Consider the following 22,224-nt stretch of genomic DNA (forward strand, 5'->3'; position numbering starts at 1 on the left):
GGGTAGCGCTTCTCCCATGTCCACGACCGTTGACGGCCGCCAGTCATGTGGTGCGGTCGCGCCGTTTCTCGGTGGCCTCCCTGCGCACCTGGTCCGCGTCATCACTGAGCGAGCCGAGGCGGTCGGCCAGACCGGAGTGCGCCGCGGTCAGCTGGCCGCGGAGCGTGGCCAGGTTCGGCAGCAGTGTGGTGACGTCGTCATCGCCGAGTGCCGCCCCGACGCGGTCGGCGGTGTGCTGGGCCGCGGTGCCCAGCCCGTCCAGGCCGCTGACCTGACCGGCCACCTGACGCAGTACCGCGGAGTTGCGCCGGGCCCAGTCCGCCACCGCGCGGTCTCCCGCCCGACGGTCACGCTCCGCGTCGACCCGTGCCTCCCCCGTCTGCTCACCGGTGACGGAGGGTCGCAGTCGAAGGAACCGCCGTTCCGCCGCCTGCCTGCTCGCCACGCCAAGCGCGGGCGCGAGCGCGGCCCAGCTGGCCCCGCCCGCTCTGGCCGCCGCGATCAGTTCCGGTTCCCAGTTACCGAGTTCGTCGCGTAAGAAGCGCAGCGCTGTCAGTGCGGCGAGCAGTTGGTCGGCCGCCACGGTGTGACTCCGGGCCGCCAGCACCACCTCGTGCACGTTCCGCATCGCTCGAGCCGGATCCGCATCCATTTGTCATCCCATCGACGACTTGAGAGTTGTCATCGTTTCGATGACATGATAGAACAGTCATGCGTGTTGACGACAGCACATGTCAAATCCAGGAGGTGGACTTCCATGTTGATGCGCACTGACCCGTTCCGTGAGCTGGACCGGTTCGCTCAGCAGGTGCTGGGTGCCGCGACCCCCGGAACCTGGTCGAAGCCGGCCGCCATGCCGATGGACGCCTATCGCGCGGGCAACGAGTTCGTGGTCAGCTTCGACCTGCCCGGTGTCGACCCCAGCGCCATCGAGGTCGACGTCGAACGCAACGTCCTCACCGTCCGGGCCGAGCGCCGCCCGCGCCCCAGCAGCGACGACGTGCAGATGCAGGTCTCCGAGCGCCCGCTCGGCGTGTTCTCCCGCCAGCTGTTCCTCGGCGACACCCTCGACGCCGAGCGGATCGCCGCCGACTACGAGACCGGCGTGCTGACCCTGCGCATCCCGATCGCCGAGAAGGCCAAGCCGCGGCGCATCGAGGTCAACGGCGCCCAGCAGGACCGGAAAGAAATCCAGGCCTGAGCCCCGTGAGGTGGGCGGACCGGCGAGCGGCCGGTCCGCCCCCCGCGTTGCCGTGCACGAGAAAGGCTGTACGTCCCGTGACCGCATCGCTCGACCTCCCGACGGGCCACCCCCACCCCGCTCTCACCGCGCTGCGGACCTACCTCGCCGACGTCACGACCGCACTCGGCGTCGGCCTCGAGTCCTGCACAGTCGACCACGACACACCCGTCTCGGCCTACATCGCCCTCGACGAACGCTTCCCCGGCTACCCCGACCGCGACGTCGCCCTGCTGTGGGACGAAGTCCGCGGCTGGTCGGCCGCGATCGAGCCCCACCGGGCCCACGACCTCATCGTCATCCGCTACCTCGGCGACTCCAACGGCACCATCGTCCCGCCACCCGAGCACGTCGCCCGGTTCGTCACCGCACTACGCGAGGACGACCACCGCATCGGTCACCTGGCACCCGCGAATCTCCGCACGGCAGAAGGACTCGACGAACTCGACACCGTCCTACGTGGACGGAGCACCTAGCGGACGTTGAGCCTGCCATCCCGTAGGCCAGCACGGAGCAGGGGTCACCGCTGCGAACGAGCGTCAGCCCGTTCGTGCAGGAGTGCCAGCATCTCCGGCAGGTCGAAGAAGTGCGCGATGTCGAACGCTGAGCGGGCGCCGAGAGCAGGGTCGGCACCCGCGGCCAGCAGTTGGGTGACGCTGCGCTGGGAGCGACGGAACACCGCCGCCCCCAGCGCGGTCTGTCCCCGGTCGTTGACGCGTGCCGTGTCGGCGTCCCGGTCGAGCAGGGCGCGCACCGTGTCCGGGTGGTCGTGGTACGCGGCCAGCATGAGCAGGGAGTCACCGCCCTCGTTGGTGAGGTTCACCGGCACCCCGGCGTCGACCACCTCGACCAGCCGCTCGGTGTCACCGGCGCGGGCGAGGTCGAACATCGAGCGGAGGAAGGAGAGTTCCTCCTCGGTGAGCGCTTCGGTCACGACCGGGTCCTTTCAGGAGATGGTCGCGGGGAACCGTTCCCACACGCGGTGGGCGCCGAGCAGCTTCGTCATGCTGGTGAGCAGCTTCGCCGGGTCGTCGTCGAGCACGATGCCCGGCCCGGTGGCACAACCGGCGGCCTCGAGCGCGGTGCGCCCGCTCCCCCACGCGCCGATGGCCTTCGCGTGGCGGTAGCACTCCTGGATCATGAGGATCACGCGCGGGTCGACGGCCCCACCCGGCGCGCCTGCCTTCGCGTCCGCGGCAGGCACCGCGTCCGCTCCGGGTGGCGGGCTGCCCGCCAGGATCAGTGCGTCGAACTCGACGGACCGGGTGGTGAGGAAGGTGCGCTGGGCGACGAGGCCGCTGTCGGCGTCGAGTGGCCCGCCGGTCGCCGCGATCAGCAGCGGCACCATGCCACCGGACAGGATGGTCTCGCGGACGGCCCGCACGCCGTCGAGGTCGGCGGGGTCGACCACGATCCCGATCACGCGCCCCTCGGTCGGCCACGTCTGCCCGATCTGGGACAGGGCGGAGCTCGGCGTGACCTTCTTCGGCCGCCCGGTCGCGGCCGGCGCGGGCAGCCCGAGTCCCCTGGCCACCTCCTGGCACAGCACGCGGTCGACGTTGGCCAGCACCAGCAGCTCGCGTTCCTTGATCACCTGTTCGTAGCACTTGCCGAGCTCGAAGGTGAACGCACGCACGACGTGCTCCTTCTCGACCGGCGAAAGGCTCTGCCAGAACAACCTCGGCTGCGTGTAGTGGTCGGAGAACGACGTGGGCGCCTGCCGGACCTTCACCGCCTTCTGCAGCGGCAGCGCCACCTCGACGAACGGCCGCTCGTCGACGCCCGCCTCGAACGGGTTGCCGCCGTCGAGGGTGTTCGGCTTGTACGGTGCGACACCGGCGTGCACCGCGTGCTGGTGGAAGCCGTCCCGGAACATGTCGTTGACCGGCGCGTGCGGGCGGTTGACGGGGATCTGGTTGAAGTTCGGGCCCGCCAGCCTGGTGAGCTGGGTGTCCAGGTAGGAGAACAGGCGCGCCTGGAACAGGGGATCGTCGGTGACGTCGATCCCTGGCACCAGGTTCCCGAGGTGGAACGCGACCTGCTCGGTCTCGGCGAAGTAGTTCATCGGGTTGCGGTTGAGCGTCAGCATCCCGACCGGCTGCACCGGGGCGAACTCCTCCGGCACGAGCTTCGTCGGATCCAGCAGGTCGATACCCTCGAACGTCTGTCTCGGCGAGTCCGGGAAGACCTGCAGGCCGAGCTCCCACTGCGGGTACGCACCGGACTCGATGGCGTCGGCGAGGTCGCGGCGGTGGAAGTCCGGGTCGACACCGCTGATCATCTGCGCCTCCTCCCACACCAGGGAGTGCACGCCCAGCTTCGGCTTCCAGTGGAACTTCGCGAGGGCGGAGGAGCCATCGGCGTTGACGAGGCGGAACGTGTGGACCCCGAAGCCCTCCATCGTGCGGTAGGAGCGGGGGATCGCGCGGTCGGACATCTGCCACAGCACGTGGTGGGTGGCCTCGGTGTGGGTGGACACGAAGTCCCAGAACGTGTCGTGCGCGCTCTGCGCCTGCGGGATCTCCCGGTCCGGGTGCGGCTTGGCCGCGTGGATGATGTCGGGGAACTTGATCCCGTCCTGGATGAAGAAGACCGGGATGTTGTTGCCGACCAGGTCGAAGTTGCCTTCCTTGGTGTAGAACTTCGTCGCGAACCCTCGGGTGTCGCGGACCGTGTCCGCCGACCCGCGCGACCCGACAACCGTGGAGAACCGCACGAACACCGGCGTTTCCACGCCGTTGCCGAGGAAGGCGGCCCGGCAGACCTTCTCCGCCGTGCCGTAGCCGACGAACACGCCGTGCGCGCCGTACCCACGTGCGTGCACGACCCGCTCCGGGATGCGCTCGTGGTCGAAGTGCATGACCTTCTCGCGCAGGTGGTGGTCCTGCAGCAGGGTCGGGCCCCGCTCCCCCGCCTTCAGCGAGTGGTCGGTGTCGGGGAGCCGCAGGCCGGCCGACGTGGTCAGGTATTCGCCCTGCTGCCCCTTCGACGACTTCGGCGCACCGGTCCGCGCACCCGTCGGCGTCACCGTCTCCGGTCCGTCCTGGTCCGCCTTGGGGGTCAGCGGCCCACGCGGCTCGGTCGGCTCTTCGAAGGAGGGCGGCTCGCTGTTCGGGGCACCGGGTATCGGCGGGTTCACCAGCTCGGCGACCTTCTCCACCGCCTTCTCGAGCGCCGCCTTGACGAGCTTGCCCGGCTTTCTGGGGGCCACTGCATCCTCCTTGGGGTGAGAACCTGCCAGAGGGCTGTACCCGCGCTGTCCTTACCTACTCACCGGTGACCCCGTTCGGATGACCGAGCGGGTTGGCAGGCGACACGACCGGACGGGCGGTCAGGTGCGCGCGGATCCGGTCGATCATCATGTCGGCTTCCTCGGCGGTGAACAGTCCCAGCTCGACAGCGCGCAGGATGGCCATGACCGTGCTCTGGTGGGGCCCGGCGATCATCGCGACCGGCACGGTGCTCAGAATCGGATCGATAGCCATGGGATGTGGTCCCATCGGTCGATGACGCCATACCGGGGTCCCGGGCACCTACCCGCGAGGTTACGCGCTTGCCATGATCGCCGCCTGTCCGTGGAGCTTCCACCACGCCACCCGGGGCGACCGACCTAACAGTGCCCCGGCAGCCGCGTCACAATCGATTGACCTCGCGGAGTGAACAGCGGTTTACTCGGGAGGTGAACATCGGTTCACCGTCCAGGACGGCTCATTCCAGTCGGCTCATGATCGTGCTCTGCGGGTGCGGTATCACCGTGTCCCTCATGCACACCCTGGTGGCACCGCTGCTGCCCGAGATCTCGCACACGATGCACCTGTCCCAGGACGCGGCGTCGTGGCTGCTCACCGTGACCATGCTCGCCGGCGCGGTGTGCGCGCCCGTGTGTGGTCGTCTCGGCGACATGCTCGGCAAGCGCAGAATGCTGGCGATCGCGCTGGCGATCATGTCAGCCGGCTCGCTGCTCGGCGCTCTGAGCTGGTCGTTCGAGTCGCTGCTGGGCGCCCGCCTGCTGCAGGGCGCCGCGTTCGGGGTGCTGCCGCTCGGCATCAGCATCCTCAAGGACGAGCTGCCCGCCGACCGTGTCATGGCAGGCACCGCGACGATGAGCTCCACCCTCGGTGTCGGCGGCGCGATCGGCATGCCGCTGGCCGGGGTGATCGCCCAGCTCATGAACTGGCACGCCGTGTTCTGGGCGGCGACCGCGGTGTCGCTGCTGGTGCTCGCGCTGGTGGTGGCGTTCGTGCCGGAGTCACCGGTGCGGTCCGGCGGCCGGTTCGACGTGGTCGGCGCCCTGGGACTCGCCGCCGGGCTGGTGAGTCTGCTGATGGCCGTGTCACGGGGTGGCACGTGGGGCTGGGGCAGCCCGGCGATCGTCGGGCTGTTCGCCGGGGCCGCCGTGGCGATGACCCTGTGGGCCGTCCACCAGCTGCGGGTGCGGCAACCGCTAGTGGACCTGCGGACGTCCGCGCGGCCGGTGGTGCTCCTGACGAACACGGCGACCACGCTCGTCGGCGTCGGCATGTTCGCGAGCTTCATGATGACGCCACTGATGCTGCAGGCGTCGACGGCGACCGGGCACGGCCACGGCGTGTCCGTGATGGTCGCCGGGCTGTGCATGGTGCCGATGGGTCTCGGCATGCTGTTCTTCTCGCCGCTGTCGGCGAAGCTGTCCGCGCGGCGGGGCGCACACGTGACGCTGCTGGTCGGCACGCTCGTGATGGTCGTCGGCAACGTGGCGCAGGCACTCCTGCCGGGCAGCATCCCGCTGCTCATGGTCGTGCTGATGGTGCTGTCGATCGGGACCGCGCTCTGCTTCTCGGCGATGCCGACGCTGATCATGGCCTGGGTGCCGGTGACCGAGACGGCGTCGGCGAACAGCCTGAACTCGCTGCTGCGGACGATCGGCACCAGCACGTGCGCGGCGATCGGTGGCACGCTCCTCGCCGTGTACACGACGCGGGTCGACGGCGCTGTCGTGCCGTCGTCCACCGGGTTCCAGGTGACGTTCTGGATGGCGGCCGCCGCGAGCCTCGCCGCGGCGGGCCTCGCGCTGGCGGTGACGGCGGTGATCCGGCGCAGCGCACGCACCACCGCGGAGCAGACGGATGTGACCGGCACCGTCGCCGCCCGCACCGGCATGATGGCTCAGTAGGCTCCCGCCATGGGCCAGGACGCCTCGACACCGCCCGCCCCCGCTGACGCGGCGGGCGGCACCCGTCAGGCGATCCTCCGGGCCGCACGGAAGCGCTTCACGCACGGCGCGTTCGCCGAGGTCGGGCTGCGCGACATCGCACAGGACAGCGGCTTCAGCGCGGCGCTGATCGTGAAGTACTTCGGGAGCAAGGAAAAGCTGTTCGCCGAGGCGGTCTCGTTCGAGGCCGAGGCGACGGCGCTGCTGGACTGCGACATCGACCACCTCGGCGAGCACCTCGTCAGGACACTGCTCGACCTGCACGACCGCGCCAGCTCCGACCCGTTCCTGCGTGCGGTCATGGCCGCCTTCCGACCGAACGGCGCCCACTTCTCCGGCACGTTCCAGCAGCACTTCGCCGAGCCGCTGGCGGCACGCCTCACCGGTGCCGACGTGCCGCTGCGCACCGCCATGATCTGCGCGCAGCTGGCCGGCCTCGGCGCGGTCCGCCTCGCCGTGAAGCTCCCCGGGGTCACGACGCTCTCCCCGGAGGCGATCGTCGCGACCTTTGGCCCCCCGCTGCAGAACCTCATCACCCCGCCTGCCTGATGCCAGAACGGGCGCGGGACCTCGGCCTCCCCCACCATGAAGGCATGACCGAACGGTTCGAGTACAAAGTCGTCGAGCTGCGGGAGAAGATGATCGGCGGCAAGATGTCCGGCGCGAAGCTCGAGGAGCTGCTCAACGAGTACGCCGCGCAAGGCTGGCAGCTGAAGGCCGTCACGAACGCCGAGGTCAAGGGCCGGATCGGCCCCGGCGGCGTGGACGGCATGCTCGTCACGTTCGAACGGCGCGTCGGCTAACCAGTTACTGCAGTCCGGCCCGAACCGAGGTGATGCGCTGGGTGTTGAAGCCGAGCCAGTGCATGCGGCCGACGTAACGCGCGTGCTCGACCTTGATGCAGCGGTCCATGATCACTGTCACGCCGCCGTCCTCCGCCGTCTGCCCGCCGGTCGCGTTGATCACGCCGAACTGGCACCAGAGGGCACCGGCGCCGATCTGGACCGCCTGCTGGGCGATCTCGGGCAGTGCGTCAGGAGCGCGGAAGACGTTCACGATGTCCACCGGTTCTCCGACGTCCAGCAGGCTCGCGTAGCTGGTCTCGCCGAGGATCTCCTTCGCGCGGGGGTTCACGGGGATCACGCGGTAGCCGTGCCGCTTGAGGTAGTAGCCGACGAAGTAGCTGGCCCGCAGCTCGTTGTTCGACAGGCCGACGACCGCGATCGTCTTCGCGGCGTTGAGCACCCGCTGGATCGCCAGGGAATCCTGGTAGCGCACCGGAACCGTCATGCTGTCGCGACCTCCTTCTCCACGCCGCCGAGGGCGGCGACGTGTGCGAAGCCCTGCTCGAGGTCCCAGATCAGGTCCTCGACCGACTCGGTGCCGACCGACAGCCGCACCGTCCCGGGGCCGACACCGGCCACACGTAGTTCCTCGTCGCCGAGCTGGCGGTGCGTGGTGCTGGCGGGGTGGATGATCAGGCTCTTCGCGTCGCCGACGTTCGCCAGGTGGGACCAGAGGGCCACGTTGCGGATGAGCGCCTGTCCCCCGGCGCGGCCGCCTGCGCAGTCGAACGAGAACACCGCGCCCGCGCCGCGCGGCAGGTACTTCTCGACGAGGGGCCGGTACGGGCTTCCAGGCAGGTCGGGGTAGGTCACCCTCGACACCAGCTCGTGCGAGGAGAGGAACCCTGCGATCCTCCGCGCGTTCTCGACGTGGCGTTCCATCCGCAGCGACAGCGTTTCCAGTCCCTGCAGGAACAGGAAGGCGTTGAACGGCGAGAGTGCTCCGCCGAGGTCGCGCAGGGTCTCGGCCCGCAGCTTCATCAGGTAGCCGTAGGTGCCGAACGTCTCGTGGAACCGCAGTCCGTGGTAGGCGGGCGACGGGTCCGCGACCACGGGGAAACGCCCGTTGGACCAGTCGAACGTGCCCGCCTCGGTGACGACCCCGCCGATGCTGGTGCCGTGACCGCCGATGAACTTGGTGGCCGAGTGGACCACGATGTCGGCACCCCACTCGATCGGGCGGCACAGGTAGGGCGTGGCGAAGGTGTTGTCGACGACCAGCGGCACGCCGTGCTCGTGCGCGATGGCCGCCACCGCCTCGATGTCGAGCACGTTGCCGCCGGGGTTGCCGATGGTCTCCGCGAAGAACGCCTTCGTGTCGGCACGCACCGCCTGCCGCCACGCGTCGAGGTCGTCGGGGTCGACCCAGGTCAGCTCGACGTTCATCTTGCGCAGCAGGTGCTTGAGCTGGTTCACCGTGCCGCCGTAGAGCGCCTGCGACGAGACGACGTGGTCGCCGGGCTGTAGCAGGGTGAAGAGCGCGGCCGCCTGCGCGGCGATGCCGCTGGCGAACGCCACCGCGCCCGCCGCGCCCTCCAGGTTCGCGACGCGCTCCTCGAACACGGCGACGGTCGGGTTCATGATGCGTGAGTAGGTGTTCCCGTACTCCTGCAGGTTGAAGTAGGCGGCCGCGGACTCCGGGTCCTCGAACACGTAGCTGGTCGTCTGGAAGATCGGCACCGCACGTGCACCCGTGTTCGGATCCGGCCGTTGCCCGGCGTGCAGCTGCCGGGTCTCGAACCCGAAGTCGTGGTCCGGCTCTACACGGGGGGAATCGTCGGTCACCGATACCTCTTCCTCAACCAGTTTGTCGCGGTCATCCGCCGGCCAGGAAGCGGCGGACGATCGGCGTCTGTCGTCGTTCTTCCAGCAGGAAACAGTCGTGGCCGTACGGCGCCTCGATCAGCTGCAGCTCGGCGGGTTTGCCGAGCGCGCGCAGCGCGTCGTCGAGCTCCTCCGACGCCGACGGCGGATAGAGCCAGTCGGAGCTGAACGTGATCAGCAGCGTGCGCGCCGCGACACCGTCGAGTGCCCTGGTCAGTGACCCGCCGCCGTACTGCCGCGCCAGGTCGAAGTAGGTCAGCGCACGCGACATCGTGAGGTAGGTGTTGGCGTCGAAGCGCTTGACGAACGAGTCGGCCTGGTGGCGCAGGTAGTTCTCCACCTCGAACTCGGGTTCGGTGATGGTGTACCGGATGTCGTCGGCGAACTGCAGCCTGCGGCCGAACTTGTCGTGCAGGGCAGGCGCCGAGAGGTAGGTGACGTGACCGACCATCCGCGCCACGCCCATGCCGGCGTCGGGGGTCCGGCCCGTGCCGTAGTAGTGGCCGCCCTGCCACGCGGGGTCACGCGTGATCGCCTCGCGCGCGATCGCGTTCCACGCCAAGCCCTGCGGGTGGAGGGCGTGGGTGCTGGCGATCACCACGATGGCGTCGACGTGATCGGGGTACAGAATGGCCCATTCGAGGGCCTGCATCCCGCCGAGCGAGCCACCCGCCACCGCCGCGAGCCGCTCGATGCCCAGCGCGTCGAGGAACGCGCGTTCGGTCCGGACCATGTCCGCGACGGTGATCACCGGGAAGTCCGCCCCGTACGGCCTGCCGGTCGCGGGGTCGGTCGACGACGGTCCCGTCGTGCCACGGCAGCCACCGAGCAGGTTCGTGGAGATGACGAAGAACCGGTCGGTGTCGAACGCCTTGCCGGGGCCGATCATCCCGTCCCACCAGCCGAGTCCCCCGCCGACGGCGCCGTCGCGGTCCTCTGCCCCGAACCCGTCCCGCGTGCTCGCTACCGGCCGGACCGCCGAGAAGCCCGCGGCGTGGGCGTCGCCGCTGAGCGCGTGACACACCAGGATCACGTTGTCGCGCCTGGGTGAGAGGGTGCCGTAGGTCTCGTACGCGACGCGCACGGGATGCAGTTCCCGACCGCAGTCGAGCCGAACCGGCTCAGGCAGATCGAGGTATCGCGTCTCCACACTGCCGACCGATCCGGCCGCTAGCGTCGACGCGGGCACCATGGCCGCATCATAGCCAGACCGGCACGTCCCGCGACCCGGAGTAATAGTGCGTCTCGGAGTCTGAGAAGCAGGTCAGAGCGGGTGTACGGTCCGTGACATGACGACGATCGACAGCATCGACAACGGGGTCAACGTCCAGGCTCTGCTCGACGCCCGCGAGGCGCTGAAGGCATCCCCCGAGGCCGCCCAGTTCACCTGGCGCGCGACCACGAAGTGGGAGAACGGCGTCCACAGCACCACGACGGTCAAGAACTTCTTCGGGCTCGGTGCGGAACAAACCCACAAGGCCGAGTCGACGTTCACCGCCGACCACCCGGAGGTCTTCGCGGCCGAGGACCACGGCATCACGCCGATCGAGTACCTGCTCGTCGGCCTGGCGAGCTGCCTGACTGCTGGCGTCGCGTCCGTCGCTCAGAACCGCGGCATCCAGCTGCGCTCGGTCGAGGCGACCGTCGAGGGCGCGCACGACATCCGAGGGATCCTCGGTGCCGACAGCGATGTGCGCAACGGCTACAACGGCGTCAAGGTCACGTTCAACATCGACGCGGACGCGTCCAAAGAGGACATCGAGGCGCTGGTCGCCCAGTCGCAGAAGCGTTCCGCCGTGTTCGACGCGCTCACCAACCCGACGGACGTCACCGTCGAGGTCGCCTGAGTCCTGGTCCGCCCATGGAACGCACCGCCACGGTCGTCATCGGCGCGGGCCACGCCGGCCTGGCCGCGAGCCACTTCCTCAGCGAGCGGGCGATCGACCACCTCGTGCTCGAACGCGGCGAGGTGGCGAACTCCTGGCGACGGGAACGCTGGGACTCGCTGCGGCTGCTCACTCCCAACTGGCAGAGCCGGTTACCTGGCCACCACTACGGTGGTCCGGATCCCGACGGCTACATGACGATGGGCGAGGTGGTCGAGTTCATCGACCGCTTCGCCGCGCTCTCGCGTGCACCCGTCCGCACCGGCACGACCGTCACCTCCGTGCGGCGCACCGACGACGGCTACCACCTGACGACCGATCGCGGCGAGATCGGTTGCCGGACCGTCGTCATCGCCAGCGGCGCCTGCAACCAGCCGGCCGTGCCGCGGCTCAGCGAGGCGGTGCCGTCGGACGTCGAGCAGGTCACCCCGTTCGGCTACCGCGGCCCCGATCGGCTGCCCGATGGCGGTGTCCTCGTGGTCGGCGCGTCGGCGACCGGCGTGCAGCTGGCCGCCGAGCTCCAGCGATCGGGCAGGCAGGTCACCCTGTCCGCCGGTGAGCACGTGCGGCTGCCGCGCACGTACCGCGGCCGCGACGTGTTGTGGTGGATGGACGCCGCCGGTGTGTGGGACACCCGGTACGACCAGGTACCCGACCTCACGCGCGCGAGGAGACTGGCGTCGCCGCAGCTCAGTGGGACCCCGGAGCGGGCGACGCTCGACATCAACGCGCTCACCGCGATGGGCGTCGAGCTGGTCGGCCGTTCGGCCGCCGTGCGGGACGGCGAGATGCTGTTCTCCGGCGGGCTCCGCGCGGTGATCTCGCTGGCCGACCTCAAGATGGAACGTCTGCTGAACACCTTCGACGAGTGGGCGAGGACCTCCGGGACCGACACCGACGTCAAACCTGCGGAACGCTTCGAGTCCACACACGTGCCCGCGTCGACGCGGCTGCGGCTGGATCTGCGCGGCGGTGAGATCCGGACCGTCGTGTGGGCAACGGGTTTCCGGCCGGACTACACCTGGCTCGACGTTCCCGTGGTCGACGAGAAGGGCCACCTGAACCATGACGGCGGCATCGTCGACAGCCCCGGGTTGTACGCACTCGGTCTGCCCGTGCTGCGACGGCGCAAGTCCACGTTCATCCACGGCATCGAGGACGACGCGCGTGAGGTGATCGACCACCTCACGCGGTACCTGGCGGAACCCGCAGAGCGGTGAACGTCGGGCGTGACCTGATCCGGAACCCCAGCGACTCGTACAGGCGGATCGCGGCGGTGTTCGACGCGGCCGCGTGCATGAAGGGGCGTTCGTCGCGGCCGCGGATCCCCATGACGAGCGCGCGAACCAGCGCCGTGGCCAGCCCCTCGCCGCGGAAGGCGGGGTCGGTGCACACGGCGCTGATCTCGGTCCAGCCGGGCAGCCGCAGCCGCTCCCCCGCCATCGCGACGAGCGCACCCCCATGGCGGATGCCGAGGTAGGTGCCCAGCTCGATGGTCCTCGGCAGGAACGGGCCGGGACGGGTGCGTTCGACCAGCGCCGTCATCGCCGGCACGTCGGCCGCGGCGAGCCGCTCCGCCGCCTGCGAGGGTGCTCCCGCCACCCCGGCGTCGACCAGCTGCACACCGGAGATCTCCTCCACCACTTCCCACTCCGGCGGCGCGGCGGACCCGCCGGCGACCACCACCACCGCACCGGGACCGGCGAGCGCGCGCAGGTCCGCCCACGCCTGTTCACCCGCGGGCTCTGCGACGGCGGTGAAGGGCGCGACGTCCGCGCGGTAGCGCACCGCCTGGCCCGCGCGCTCGGCGAAGTGTGCGTGCGGGCCGGTCAGCGCTGTCCATACCGGATTGTCCAATATGGACACCACGGCGTGGTCGAGTGTCACTCCGGTCTCCGTCACGACGCGTGTCTGGGATCCGGGGTGTCGCGCCTGCGTTCGTAGGGCAGGAGTTCACCCGCGGTCACCGCGAACGGCAGATTGTTGCCTGGCGGCGGCAGTGGGCAGGTGGCGAAGTCGGTGAACGCGCAGGGCAGGTTCCTCGCGCGGTTGAAGTCGAGCAGCACCACGCCGTCGTCCGGACTCTCCAGCTCCAGTGCCCGGTTCGCGGCGTAGGTGGTCACGCCGCTCGTGGCGTCGGTGAACAGGATGCTCAGCCCGTCGCCGCGTGGCCCGTTGAACGCGATGAGCGTGTGCTCGGCACCGTCGTGCGCGAACCGCACGAGCCCCGGAGCGAGGTAGACGTGGCTGAGCCCCTCGACCACCGCGCCGACGGTCACCGGACGTGGCCGCTCGAACGGCTCGAACCGGCCGCGGATCACCCAAGCCGGCTCGGGGTCGTAGGTCGGCACGCCCGCGAAGCCGGCCAACGCCGGTGCGCTCGGGTCGTGCACCCGGATGAGGTAGCCCGACCGGCGGGCGACCTCGATCTCCACCTCACCGGCCGCCACCCGGACCCCGGACCCGCTGTTCACCAGCTCGAACCGGCGCACACCCGTCACCGGTTCCCCACCGACCGTCAGCTCCGCGCCGCCCGGGTCGACGTAGGCGGCGTCGCGGTCCTGCCACCAGGTACCCGGCGCGCCCGGGTACTCCTGCGGGCTGTGGGACAGCCAGTCCAGCGACACCAGCGCCAGCCACCCGTGCGGGTGAGCCAGCTCCCGCTCCCTGGCCACCTTCCACTGCTGCCACCGGTGCGCGAAACGCGCGGAGTTCGCGTACTGCGTGGTGTTCGTGCTCATCGTTCCTCCCGCTCTGGATGACCGGGCCACCATTCAGAGCATGCGGTCGTCGACGACCAACGGCAACGACGATCGCATCGTGGGACGCCCTATACCGTGCTTTGGCCCGCTTCGCACGGCGCCGCCGGACACCGAGCCTGGAGACGGGTCAGGCGACGGCGACCGGCCGGGACATGGCACAGTGGCGCGACAGGTGTTGCGCGCGACCTCGGCCCGTTGAACCGGACGATGTGGACGGACACTCCGACACACTCCCGGGGCGGCATGGGGACAACCCCCCTGTCCAGCCGGGTGCCACCCGGCTGCCACAGCCCGAGAACATAAGGCAAGGTTCGCAGCATGACATCTCCCGCCGCTCCCCCGGTCGCGTCATCGACCGGCAGCGACTTCGCCCAGCTGTCCCGACGCGTGAGCGAGGCGGGACTGCTACGCCGCCGCCCGGGTTACTACCTCGCCCGGATCAGCCTGCTCGCCGCGTGCTACGGGGGCGGGGTGGCGGCGTTCGTCGCGCTCGGTGACACCTGGTGGCAGCTGCTCATCGCGGTGCTGTTCGCCGTGCTGTTCGGGCAGGTCGCGCTGGTCTCCCACGATCTCGCCCACCGGCAGGTGTTCCGCACCAGGCGGCCGACGGAGATCGCCGGGCTCATCGCGGGCAACCTGGGCATCGGCATGAGCTACGGCTGGTGGATGGACAAGCACACCCGCCACCACGCCAACCCGAACCACGAGGAGCTGGACCCGGACGTCACCCCGGACGTCCTGGTGTGGTCCGATGGCCAGGCACGGGCCAGCCGAGGGATCCCCCGGTTCATCGGGCGCAGGCAGGCCTACCTGTTCTTCCCCCTGCTCACGCTCGAGGGACTCAACCTGCACGTGGCCGGGGTCCGGGCACTGGGTGACCCGAAGCTGAAGCGGCGCGCCCTGGAGGCGACCCTCCTGTTCGCACACTTCGCCGGTTACCTGGCGATGCTGTTCCTGGTGCTGTCCCCTGGCAAGGCGGTGCTGTTCCTGGTCGTGCACCAGGCGCTGTGGGGCGTCTACATGGGCTCGATCTTCGCGCCCAACCACAAGGGCATGCCCACGCTCACCGGCAAGGACCGCCCCGACTTCCTGCGCCGCCAGGTACTCACCTCACGCAACGTGCACGGCAACTGGTTCATCGACAACGCGCTCGGTGGACTGAACTACCAGATCGAGCACCACCTGTTCCCGAGCATGCCCTCCCCGCACCTGCGCAAGGCCCAGCCGATCGTGCGGCAGTACTGCGCCGAGCTGGGCGTGTCCTACACCGAGACCGGGCTGATCGACTCCTACGTGCAGACGCTGCGCTACCTCCATCAGGTGGGTGCCCCGCTGCGCGCGGGCACTCCCCAGTGACTCCGCCCTCGGCTGTCCTCCCGTAACGCACCGAGCCGTGGAGGTCGGCGTACCGGCCTCCACGGTGGACGGTCAGTCCCGGCAGCGCCGCCGGTAGTAGGCATAGGTGACCGCACCCAGCAGGGGTGCCCACAGCAGGAGCGGGAGATAGCAGGCCACCATCAGCACGTGCCAGGCCCCGCTCGTGAAACCGAGCGACCCCACGTCCGGGAAGTCCCGGAACGACCACGCCCAGATGACGGCCAGCGCGACCGCACCGACCGCCGAGGGGACGACGGCCGCGAACGGTGCCACCCGCCTGCCCCCGACGAACGGCAGCCAGGACGGCGCGCGTTCGCCCCATGGCCGGACCAGGCCGAGCGTGAGCAGCGCGAGTCCTTCGCAGACGACGCTCAACCCGACGATGTAGACGGCCTCCCAGCCGTGCACGGCGACCGTGTCACCGTCGACACGCAGTCCGAGCGGGACGTCCGCGACGAGTGCCACGCGCCAGAGCCCGGAGGGCAGCGTGACGAGCGCGACGAGGTGCGCGGCGACGACCGCCCAGCGCGGCGGTGTCCTGCCGTCGCGGGGGTGTGTGAGAAGCCGGGGTGAGAGCACGGCGTGGTTCATGCGCCGAGTCTCCGTCCGCCCCCCGCGACCCGGCTTCCCACCGAGGTAGCACCGGTGTCACCAACAAGAGTGAGATCGCGGGGCCCGGCGACTACGATGGCGCGGTGGCAGACAGCTACGAGATCGTGCTGGCGATGGACATCCGCGCCGACCTCACCGACGACGAGCTCGCCGAACTACGGTGGCACCTTGGGCAGGGCCCGCTACCGGAGCGCCTGCCGATCGGCACCGATCAGTACCTGCCCGCCTTTCCCCTCGGGGATCCCGGGGACCCCGGCTGCGAGTGGGAGACCGCGGAGCCGGAACCCCTGTTCGCACGACACGGACCCGCACACCACATCGGCGGCGCGCTGGTCGCCGTGCTCGCCGACCGCGAGACACCGAGGAGCCGGTCGCTGACCGTCCGCCAGGAGCTCCACCCCGACGAGTTCTACTCGCTCCGCACGATCCTGGACTGGCTCGGCAGGCACTCCACCCGCGACTCCGGCGAGCACTACCTCGGACATCTCCGCTTCTACGAGAACACCGAGACCACCCCGCTCGTGCTGTCGAACGGAACCATCGCCGTGCCCGAGGAGATCACCGAGTACACCCCGGACTGGCAACCGCCAGGACCGTGACATCGAGAGTTGCGGCACCGTGAGCCTGGAGACGCCCGACCCGCATCGGCGGCCGGCCTTCGTCCTGCACGACCACCGCAAGCCGCGGCCCCATTTCGATCTGCGGCTGGAGGAGAACGGCGTCCTGCGGTCGTGGGCGGTCCCGCGCGGACTGCCGGGCAGGCCCGGCGAGAACCGGCTCGCGATCGCCGTGCCGGACCACGACCTCGACCACCTCGGCTACGAGGACCAGGACAAGAGCATCGCGGACACCGGGTGGTGGGAGGAGCACGACCGCACACCGCGACGGTTCATCTTCACCCTCCACGGCCGCCACGACCACGTGCGCTACGTCCTCATCGACACCGGCACCGACTGGCTTCTCCGCCGCGTGAAGGACCAGCCCGACCCCGGTACGGTCTCGGGTAACAAGGCCGACTGAGCTGCGTGCGGATCGGGGTGAACGGCATGGGAGAGGCCGGGGCACGCACGGCTCGATGGCACCGGTACTGGGACCGCAAGGCCGTGAGCTATGACCGGGAGATGAGCACCTGGGACCGCCGGTTGTTCGGCGACTCGCGGGAATGGGCCTGCTCACGGGCCGTCGGCCAGGTACTCGAGGTCGCCGTCGGCACCGGGCTGAACCTGCCGTTCTACCCTCGCCAGGCCACGGTCACCGGCATCGACCTCAGCGAACGGATGCTCGAGATCGCCCGCGCCCGCGCCGCCGAGCTCGACCGTGACGTCACCCTGCGGCAGGGCGACGCGCACGCCCTGCCGTTCGACGAAGCCTCCTTCGACACCGCGGTCTGCACGTTCGGTCTGTGCGCCATCCCCGACACCGACGCCGCGGTCGACGAGATGCTGCGGGTGCTGCGACCGGGTGGCCGCCTGATCCTGGTCGACCACGTCGCGGGTTCCGCCATGCTGGTTCGCGGCGTCCAGCGGCTGCTGGAGCTGGTCACGGTCCCGCTGGCCGGCGAGCACTTCCTCCGCAGGCCCATCCACCAGGTCCAGGCTCGTGACCTGGAGATCCAGGAGCATGAACGGTTCAAGCGCGGACTGGTGGAGCGACTCGTCGCACGCAGGCCATGCCCGTGACCATCGGCGCCGACGACCCGTTGGCGGTCGCGGTCACCACCGCGATCCGCACCGGTGACCTCGCCGCGCTCGACCGGCTGCTGGCCGACCACCCAGAACTCGCGACGGCGAGGATTCGCGAGCACACCCCCAACGGAACCGTCGACAACGCGCGAACCCTCCTGCACGTGGCCACCGACTGGCCCGGCCACTTCCCCCACGGTCCCGCCACCGTCGCCGTCCTGGTCGAAGCGGGCGCGGACGTCAACGCCCGGTTCGAAGGCGCCCACCGCGAGACCCCGCTGCACTGGGCAGCGAGCAGCGACGACGTCGACGTCATCGACGCCCTGCTCGACGCGGGCGCGGACATCGAGGCCCCCGGCGCGGTGACCGACGGCGGCACCCCACTGTGCGACGCCACCGCCTTCGCCCAGTGGCGCGCGGCGTTCCGGCTGGTCGAACGAGGCGCGACCACCACGATCTTCACCGCGGCCACACTCGGCCTGCAGGACCGGGTCGCCGCCTGCTTCACCCTGCCAGCACCACCCGGTCCAACCGAGATCAACGCCGCGTTCTGGGGCGCCTGCCACGGCGGGCGCCTGCCCACCGCCCGGTACCTCGCGGCCCGAGGCGCCGACATCAACTGGATCGCCCCCTGGGAACCGGCCACCCCGCTAGACGCCGCCCAACGCACCAGCCCCGATGCCCACGACCTCATCCACTGGCTCCGCGACCAGGGCGGCCGACCGGCCCGCGACCCGTCAACGTCCTGAGCCTGGATCCACCGGTCGCGTTTTGCCTCACCGGTTTGCCGTCGGCGGGCCTTTGCCTCCGGCGAGGAGCCGCCGGAGGCAAACCGGTGAGGAGCCTCCGGAGGGCACAAGACCCGGCAAGAAGCCCTAACCCCAGTTCGGCGTCCAGATCTCGATGCCAGATCGGTCCACTCGTCTGAAGTCCAGGTAGTCGCGCAGTTTGACGAGTGCGGGGTGCGGGTTGTCGGCGCGCCAGATCAGGGACATCGGGTAGACCGGGGTCGGGTCGCACACGGGTATGCGCCGCAGGTCGTAGCTGCCATCCCGGCCTGCGGGCGCTCTACCTCAACAACCTGCTCGTCGGCGGACTGATCATGGCCACCGAGCCGCTGCTGGCGGTGCTCCTGCTCAGCGAGCTCGGGTTCCCACCCTGGCAGTACGGCCTCGCCTTCGCCGCCCCCTGCATCGGCGGGCTCATCGGCTCACGCCTTGCCCGCCGTGTCGTGGCGCGGTACGGCCGGCACCGGATCCTCCGTGTCGTCGGCACGCTGCGTGCGGTCTGGCTGATCGGTCTGGCCTTCGTCGGTCCCGGTGTCACCGGCCTCGTGACCGTGATGGCCGTCGAGTTCGCGATCATCATCAGCATGAGCCTGTACAATCCGGTACTCGCCACCTACCGCATCGAGCACACTCCCCACGACCGCATCGCCAGGACCCTGTCGGCCTGGTCGATCAGCAGCAGCGCCGCCATCGCCGTCCTCAGCGCGCTCTGCGGTCTGCTCGCCTCGGCCACCAGCCCACGCGCGGCCATCACGGTCGCGGGACTGCTCATCCTCGCCAGCCCGCTGCTGCTGCGCCGCCAGTGGATCGCGACCGCTCACGACGCGGTGGGACGGCCACACTGAGCCGTCACGAAACAGGTCCCGACGAAAGTATGGTTTGCGGCCCCGCCTTGGCCGGGAACTCTCCGTACAGAGCGACGGTGACGCGGATGCAGGGCCGCGACACCCGAGCCCGGCCGCCGACGCTGCCCTCGCTGTCGGCGGCCTTTCTTTTGTCCGGAACCGCGCCGCGGGCTACGAGATGAACGCGGCCTGGAAGGTGTCTGCCGAGTGGTCCGGCCCGAAGTGCGGGCCGGTGGCCAGGTCCGCGCCCGCCGCCCGCCACCAGGCCGCCTGCTCAGCCGTGCCGATGCCGTCGACGACCACGATGGCGCCGGTGTCACGCAGGACGGGGATCAGGGCGGCGACGTAGTCGGCCTCCGCCCTCGCCTGGCGGTCCACCAGACGTCGGGCCACGCGGATGGAGTCGACCGGATTGTCCTGTACGGCGGCCAGGTCGTCGGGCCCGAGGTCAAGGTTGTCCAGCGCCGTCGCCACGCCCATCTCGGCCAGCACGCCGAGGTTGTCCGCCGCCTCCGGCACACGCACCACGTCCACCGGCATGCCTACGACCAGCTGGGTCGCCCGCAGGCCGGTGTGGTCGAGGGCCTGCGCCACCTTGGACACCAGGTCCGCGTCCGACGCCTGGTGCGCGGTCAGTGCGATGGTCAACGGCGAAGCGAAGCCCTGGCGCTCCCACCACTGGACCTGGCCGCCCGCGGTGCCGAGCAGCCACTCCCCCAGCGGCAGGATGAGGCCCGTCATCTCGGCCAGTTCAACGCACCGCTCGTGCGGAACGGGCTCCTCCTCCCGCTCCCAGTGCAGTACCGCCTCCACGCCCGCGATGCCGCCGTCCGCCAGCCGCACGACGGGCCGGTAGCGGACGGTGATCTCCCCCTGCTCCCAGGCGCCCGGCATGACGACGGCCAGTGCCTGCGCCGACCTCTCCACCGAGTCCTGGCCCGGGTCGAACAGTTCCCACTGCCCGCGCCCCTTCGACTTGGCCCGCCGCAACGCCTGGTCGGCCGCCCGCAGCAGCTCGGCCGGGTCCTGAGCGCTCGACACCCCGTGCACCGCACCGATCGACGCGGAGACCGCGAGGCCGTGCCCGTCGACGTACACGGGTTCGGCGAGCATTCCGTTGATGGCGGAGGCGATCGTGGTGATGTCCGGCGTGGTCGCCGTGTTCTCCACGAGGACGGCGAACTCGTCGCCGTCGAACCGGGCGACCATCGCCTTCTCCCGCGCCAGCACCGCCTTCAGTTGCTGTGCCACGTGCACCAGCAGCCGCTCGCCCGCGCTCTGCCCGAGGCTGTTGCACACCATGCCGAACGCGTCGAGATCGAGATGCAGCAGGGTCACGCCGTACGCCCGGTCGGCCCGCCGTATCGCGCTCTCCAGGTGGGTGCCGAAGAACTGGCGGTTCGGCAGGCCGGTGAGCACGTCGTGCAGCGCCTGCCTGCTCAGCTCGCTCTGCAGCAGCATCAGCTCGGTGCCGTCCTCGATGACCGAGACGAAGTGGCTCGGCGCGCCGTCCGGGTCGCGCAGCAGCGACGCGGACAGCGAGATCCGTGCGACGTCACCGTCCTTGCGCAGCAACCGTTGCGACTGCCGGACCCGGTCCTGCCCGCCGTCGACGACGGCCCGGATCGCCTCGCGCAGCATCTCGGCGGTGTCGGCGTGGACGAGGTCGTACAGGCTCATGCCGGTCAGCTCGTCGGTGGTGTATCCGAGGATGTCGCAGATCGCGCCGTTGGTCCGTACGAGCTGACCATCCAGGGCCACGATCATGATGCCGCTCGACGATGACGTGACGACCTCGGCGAACAGCGCCTCACTCTCCCTGAGGTTCCACTTGGCGTCACGCACGGCCTTGAGCATCGACAGGTTCATCTGTTCCTGCTGCTCGAACACCGCCCGCCGGGTCGCGGCGAGGAAACCGGTGGCCAGCGCGCCGATCACGAGCGCGATCCGCTCCGCGTGCGCTTCGACGGGACCGAACTCCGGCAGCGCGGGGAGTCCTTTGCCGAGGACCTCGACGGTGCGGCGCAAACCGTCGTCGCCGACGTAGCCCATCGCGACGACCTGTTCGCCGACCTGCTCGACCGCCGAGGTGTCGAACGGATCGCGGGACGCGATCGCGCACAGGATGTCGAGCAGGCGGCGCAGTTCCCGGCTCACTTCGTCGGGGTCCTGCCGAACCACCGCGGTACCACTCAACAGGTAGGTCCACTTGCGCACGAGTTGTTCCCTGGCGCGTGCGCCGTCCTGGGACGTCGGCAGGGGATCGCTTCCAGAGTCAGGCTGTGGCATCGGAACAGTCCTGCTTCGGTTCGGTTTCCGCCCTGCGGTCAAGGCTTTCTGGCGACGCCGCCGTAGATCACCCGGTTCGTCTCCGGGTCCTCCGACATGTCACTCGGTCCGGTCGGCCGCCACGCCGCGCACCCGACCAGACCCGGCTCGACCAGCTCGAAGTCACCGAAGAGCGCCTGCACCTGATCGTGCGAGCGTTCGGTGAGCTGGTCGGCACTGCGGCTTTCCTTGATCAGGCCCGTCACCTCCGCCACGCCATCGTCCTGGTTGTCCGCGGTGACGTGGGTGATCGCCAGATAGCTGCCGGGGGCCAGCACGTCGCGATACTGCTTCATCAGCTGCCACGGGTCGGTCTCGTCCGGCACCCAGTGCAGCATCATCAGCATCAGCAGGCCGACGGGCTGGTCGAAGTCGAGCAGCGCCCTGGTCTCCGGGCGGTCCAGGATCGCCCCGGGATCGCGCATGTCCGCGTGCACGATGATCGTGCGGTCGTTGTTCGCCAGCATCAGCTCGCTGTGCGCCACCGCGACCGGATCCCTGTCCACGTACACCACCCGGCATTCCGGATCGGCACCCTGGGCGACCTCGTGCACGTTGGCCACGGTCGGGATGCCCGAGCCGATGTCGAGGAACTGCCGGATACCCTGTCCGACCATGAACCGGACGACCCGCGCGAGGAACGACCTGCTCACGCGTGCCGCGGCACGCGCATCGGGCATGACGCTCTCGACGTGCGCCGCCAGTTCGCGGTCCACCGCGAGATTGTGAGCGCCGCCAAGCAGATAGTCGTACGTGCGGGCCATGCTCGGCACCGAAACGTCGACACTCTGCGGAATCCAACTCCTGCCCGACATCGTGTACACCCCTTTGGGTTAAGTAGGGC

General features: G+C 70.0%; 26 protein-coding genes. 13 read left to right on the plus strand and 13 right to left on the minus strand.

Annotated features, from left to right (window positions below):
- Positions 1-43 precede the first annotated feature (43 nt).
- Positions 44-652, minus strand: a complete 609-nt coding sequence (locus WBA97_RS35880; RefSeq protein WP_424235465.1) for an HSP18 transcriptional regulator — start codon at positions 650-652, stop codon at positions 44-46.
- 105 nt (positions 653-757) lie between these two features.
- Between WBA97_RS35880 and WBA97_RS35885 the strand changes: the two genes are divergently transcribed.
- Positions 758-1,201 carry an Hsp20/alpha crystallin family protein gene (locus WBA97_RS35885; protein WP_424235466.1) on the plus strand — a complete coding sequence of 148 codons (444 nt, stop codon included), beginning with the start codon at positions 758-760 and terminating at the stop codon, positions 1,199-1,201.
- A gap of 77 nt (positions 1,202-1,278) precedes the next feature.
- Entirely contained in the window at positions 1,279-1,716 is a 438-nt protein-coding gene (locus WBA97_RS35890; RefSeq protein ID WP_424235467.1) for a DUF6292 family protein, read from the plus strand.
- Between the two features lie 44 nt (positions 1,717-1,760).
- Here the strand turns inward: WBA97_RS35890 and WBA97_RS35895 are convergent, their stop codons facing one another.
- Genes WBA97_RS35895 through WBA97_RS35905 form a run of 3 tightly spaced genes read right to left on the minus strand, consistent with a single transcriptional unit; the run spans position 1,761 to position 4,725 of the window.
- Entirely contained in the window at positions 1,761-2,174 is a 414-nt protein-coding gene (locus tag WBA97_RS35895) for an ankyrin repeat domain-containing protein (RefSeq protein WP_424235468.1), read from the minus strand.
- Positions 2,175-2,186: 12 nt separating this feature from the next.
- Positions 2,187-4,451 (minus strand): catalase, encoded by a 2,265-nt coding sequence (locus tag WBA97_RS35900; protein ID WP_424235469.1) that lies wholly within the window; start codon positions 4,449-4,451, stop codon positions 2,187-2,189.
- Between the two features lie 55 nt (positions 4,452-4,506).
- Positions 4,507-4,725, minus strand: coding sequence for a hypothetical protein (locus WBA97_RS35905; RefSeq protein WP_424235470.1), 219 nt, complete (start codon positions 4,723-4,725; stop codon positions 4,507-4,509).
- Between the two features lie 239 nt (positions 4,726-4,964).
- Between WBA97_RS35905 and WBA97_RS35910 the strand changes: the two genes are divergently transcribed.
- The 3 genes from WBA97_RS35910 to WBA97_RS35920 are packed head-to-tail and all read left to right on the plus strand — an operon-like array spanning position 4,965 to position 7,234.
- Positions 4,965-6,392 carry an MFS transporter gene (locus WBA97_RS35910; protein WP_424235471.1) on the plus strand — a complete coding sequence of 476 codons (1,428 nt, stop codon included), beginning with the start codon at positions 4,965-4,967 and terminating at the stop codon, positions 6,390-6,392.
- A 9-nt stretch (positions 6,393-6,401) separates the two neighbouring features.
- Positions 6,402-6,980 (plus strand): TetR/AcrR family transcriptional regulator, encoded by a 579-nt coding sequence (locus tag WBA97_RS35915; protein WP_424235472.1) that lies wholly within the window; start codon positions 6,402-6,404, stop codon positions 6,978-6,980.
- 44 nt (positions 6,981-7,024) lie between these two features.
- Complete coding sequence (locus tag WBA97_RS35920; protein WP_424235473.1) at positions 7,025-7,234, plus strand: DUF4177 domain-containing protein; 210 nt, start codon at positions 7,025-7,027, stop codon at positions 7,232-7,234.
- A gap of 4 nt (positions 7,235-7,238) precedes the next feature.
- Here the strand turns inward: WBA97_RS35920 and WBA97_RS35925 are convergent, their stop codons facing one another.
- The 3 genes from WBA97_RS35925 to metX are packed head-to-tail and all read right to left on the minus strand — an operon-like array spanning position 7,239 to position 10,292.
- On the minus strand, positions 7,239-7,721 hold the full coding sequence (locus tag WBA97_RS35925) for a CoA-binding protein (protein ID WP_424235474.1): 483 nt from the start codon (positions 7,719-7,721) through the stop codon (positions 7,239-7,241).
- Positions 7,718-9,061 (minus strand): O-acetylhomoserine aminocarboxypropyltransferase/cysteine synthase family protein, encoded by a 1,344-nt coding sequence (locus WBA97_RS35930; RefSeq protein ID WP_424235475.1) that lies wholly within the window; start codon positions 9,059-9,061, stop codon positions 7,718-7,720. The genes WBA97_RS35925 and WBA97_RS35930 overlap by 4 nt, the downstream gene beginning before the upstream one ends.
- A 31-nt stretch (positions 9,062-9,092) precedes the next feature.
- Complete coding sequence (gene metX, locus WBA97_RS35935; RefSeq protein WP_424235476.1) at positions 9,093-10,292, minus strand: homoserine O-acetyltransferase MetX; 1,200 nt, start codon at positions 10,290-10,292, stop codon at positions 9,093-9,095.
- Between the two features lie 97 nt (positions 10,293-10,389).
- Between metX and WBA97_RS35940 the strand changes: the two genes are divergently transcribed.
- Together WBA97_RS35940 and WBA97_RS35945 are read left to right on the plus strand one after the other, a co-directional pair.
- Positions 10,390-10,947, plus strand: a complete 558-nt coding sequence (locus WBA97_RS35940) for an OsmC family protein (protein WP_424235477.1) — start codon at positions 10,390-10,392, stop codon at positions 10,945-10,947.
- A gap of 14 nt (positions 10,948-10,961) precedes the next feature.
- Positions 10,962-12,206: an NAD(P)-binding domain-containing protein gene (locus WBA97_RS35945; protein ID WP_424235478.1), complete on the plus strand. Its 1,245-nt coding sequence runs from the start codon at positions 10,962-10,964 to the stop codon at positions 12,204-12,206.
- On the opposite strand, the gene WBA97_RS35950 is transcribed toward WBA97_RS35945, so the two are convergent.
- Entirely contained in the window at positions 12,172-12,855 is a 684-nt protein-coding gene (locus WBA97_RS35950) for a GNAT family N-acetyltransferase (protein ID WP_424235519.1), read from the minus strand. The genes WBA97_RS35945 and WBA97_RS35950 overlap by 35 nt on opposite strands.
- Before the next feature lie 29 nt (positions 12,856-12,884).
- Positions 12,885-13,727 carry a DUF1684 domain-containing protein gene (locus WBA97_RS35955; protein ID WP_424235479.1) on the minus strand — a complete coding sequence of 281 codons (843 nt, stop codon included), beginning with the start codon at positions 13,725-13,727 and terminating at the stop codon, positions 12,885-12,887.
- A 339-nt stretch (positions 13,728-14,066) separates the two neighbouring features.
- Here WBA97_RS35955 and WBA97_RS35960 point away from each other — a divergent pair, with 339 nt between their 5' ends.
- Positions 14,067-15,104, plus strand: a complete 1,038-nt coding sequence (locus WBA97_RS35960) for a fatty acid desaturase family protein (RefSeq protein WP_424235480.1) — start codon at positions 14,067-14,069, stop codon at positions 15,102-15,104.
- A gap of 72 nt (positions 15,105-15,176) precedes the next feature.
- Here the strand turns inward: WBA97_RS35960 and WBA97_RS35965 are convergent, their stop codons facing one another.
- Positions 15,177-15,716: a hypothetical protein gene (locus tag WBA97_RS35965; protein ID WP_424235481.1), complete on the minus strand. Its 540-nt coding sequence runs from the start codon at positions 15,714-15,716 to the stop codon at positions 15,177-15,179.
- 104 nt (positions 15,717-15,820) lie between these two features.
- On the opposite strand from WBA97_RS35965, the gene WBA97_RS35970 reads away from it, so the two are divergent.
- Genes WBA97_RS35970 through WBA97_RS35985 form a run of 4 tightly spaced genes read left to right on the plus strand, consistent with a single transcriptional unit; the run spans position 15,821 to position 18,168 of the window.
- The gene (locus WBA97_RS35970; protein WP_424235482.1) at positions 15,821-16,336 is read left to right on the plus strand and encodes a hypothetical protein; all 516 of its coding nucleotides are present in this window, start codon (positions 15,821-15,823) and stop codon (positions 16,334-16,336) included.
- Between the two features lie 19 nt (positions 16,337-16,355).
- A complete protein-coding gene (locus WBA97_RS35975; RefSeq protein ID WP_424235483.1) occupies positions 16,356-16,757 on the plus strand; it encodes a DNA polymerase ligase N-terminal domain-containing protein in 402 nt (133 codons plus the stop codon).
- Positions 16,758-16,783: 26 nt separating this feature from the next.
- A complete protein-coding gene (locus WBA97_RS35980; RefSeq protein WP_424235520.1) occupies positions 16,784-17,416 on the plus strand; it encodes a class I SAM-dependent methyltransferase in 633 nt (210 codons plus the stop codon).
- Positions 17,407-18,168, plus strand: a complete 762-nt coding sequence (locus tag WBA97_RS35985; RefSeq protein ID WP_424235484.1) for an ankyrin repeat domain-containing protein — start codon at positions 17,407-17,409, stop codon at positions 18,166-18,168. Before WBA97_RS35980 ends, WBA97_RS35985 begins: the two co-directional genes overlap by 10 nt.
- A 126-nt stretch (positions 18,169-18,294) precedes the next feature.
- Here WBA97_RS35985 and WBA97_RS35990 read toward each other — a convergent pair whose 3' ends face one another.
- Positions 18,295-18,441 carry a hypothetical protein gene (locus WBA97_RS35990; RefSeq protein ID WP_424235521.1) on the minus strand — a complete coding sequence of 49 codons (147 nt, stop codon included), beginning with the start codon at positions 18,439-18,441 and terminating at the stop codon, positions 18,295-18,297.
- On the opposite strand from WBA97_RS35990, the gene WBA97_RS35995 reads away from it, so the two are divergent.
- Positions 18,375-19,052 carry an MFS transporter gene (locus WBA97_RS35995; protein ID WP_424235485.1) on the plus strand — a complete coding sequence of 226 codons (678 nt, stop codon included), beginning with the start codon at positions 18,375-18,377 and terminating at the stop codon, positions 19,050-19,052. The two genes, WBA97_RS35990 and WBA97_RS35995, sit on opposite strands and share 67 nt — an antisense overlap.
- 171 nt (positions 19,053-19,223) lie before the next feature.
- On the opposite strand, the gene WBA97_RS36000 is transcribed toward WBA97_RS35995, so the two are convergent.
- Both WBA97_RS36000 and WBA97_RS36005 read right to left on the minus strand, forming a co-directional pair.
- Positions 19,224-21,341, minus strand: coding sequence for a putative bifunctional diguanylate cyclase/phosphodiesterase (locus WBA97_RS36000; RefSeq protein WP_424235486.1), 2,118 nt, complete (start codon positions 21,339-21,341; stop codon positions 19,224-19,226).
- 38 nt (positions 21,342-21,379) lie between these two features.
- Positions 21,380-22,195 (minus strand): SAM-dependent methyltransferase, encoded by an 816-nt coding sequence (locus WBA97_RS36005; RefSeq protein WP_424235487.1) that lies wholly within the window; start codon positions 22,193-22,195, stop codon positions 21,380-21,382.
- Between the last annotated feature and the right edge of the window lie 29 nt (positions 22,196-22,224).

It is taken from the genome of Actinophytocola sp. (assembly GCF_049647105.1).
Taxonomy (GTDB): Bacteria; Actinomycetota; Actinomycetes; order Mycobacteriales; family Pseudonocardiaceae; genus Actinophytocola.

Coding starts and splice junctions, on each gene's coding strand:
- WBA97_RS35880 (WP_424235465.1), bottom strand. CDS start 652: ATGGATGCGGATCCGGCTCGAGCGATGCGGAACGTGCACGAGGTGGTG.
- WBA97_RS35885 (WP_424235466.1), top strand. CDS start 758: ATGTTGATGCGCACTGACCCGTTCCGTGAGCTGGACCGGTTCGCTCAG.
- WBA97_RS35905 (WP_424235470.1), bottom strand. CDS start 4,725: ATGGCTATCGATCCGATTCTGAGCACCGTGCCGGTCGCGATGATCGCC.
- WBA97_RS35910 (WP_424235471.1), top strand. CDS start 4,965: ATGATCGTGCTCTGCGGGTGCGGTATCACCGTGTCCCTCATGCACACC.
- WBA97_RS35915 (WP_424235472.1), top strand. CDS start 6,402: ATGGGCCAGGACGCCTCGACACCGCCCGCCCCCGCTGACGCGGCGGGC.
- WBA97_RS35920 (WP_424235473.1), top strand. CDS start 7,025: ATGACCGAACGGTTCGAGTACAAAGTCGTCGAGCTGCGGGAGAAGATG.
- WBA97_RS35925 (WP_424235474.1), bottom strand. CDS start 7,721: ATGACGGTTCCGGTGCGCTACCAGGATTCCCTGGCGATCCAGCGGGTG.
- metX (WP_424235476.1), bottom strand. CDS start 10,292: ATGGTGCCCGCGTCGACGCTAGCGGCCGGATCGGTCGGCAGTGTGGAG.
- WBA97_RS35940 (WP_424235477.1), top strand. CDS start 10,390: ATGACGACGATCGACAGCATCGACAACGGGGTCAACGTCCAGGCTCTG.
- WBA97_RS35945 (WP_424235478.1), top strand. CDS start 10,962: ATGGAACGCACCGCCACGGTCGTCATCGGCGCGGGCCACGCCGGCCTG.
- WBA97_RS35955 (WP_424235479.1), bottom strand. CDS start 13,727: ATGAGCACGAACACCACGCAGTACGCGAACTCCGCGCGTTTCGCGCAC.
- WBA97_RS35960 (WP_424235480.1), top strand. CDS start 14,067: ATGACATCTCCCGCCGCTCCCCCGGTCGCGTCATCGACCGGCAGCGAC.
- WBA97_RS35965 (WP_424235481.1), bottom strand. CDS start 15,716: ATGAACCACGCCGTGCTCTCACCCCGGCTTCTCACACACCCCCGCGAC.
- WBA97_RS35980 (WP_424235520.1), top strand. CDS start 16,784: ATGGGAGAGGCCGGGGCACGCACGGCTCGATGGCACCGGTACTGGGAC.
- WBA97_RS35985 (WP_424235484.1), top strand. CDS start 17,407: ATGCCCGTGACCATCGGCGCCGACGACCCGTTGGCGGTCGCGGTCACC.
- WBA97_RS36000 (WP_424235486.1), bottom strand. CDS start 21,341: ATGCCACAGCCTGACTCTGGAAGCGATCCCCTGCCGACGTCCCAGGAC.
- WBA97_RS36005 (WP_424235487.1), bottom strand. CDS start 22,195: ATGTCGGGCAGGAGTTGGATTCCGCAGAGTGTCGACGTTTCGGTGCCG.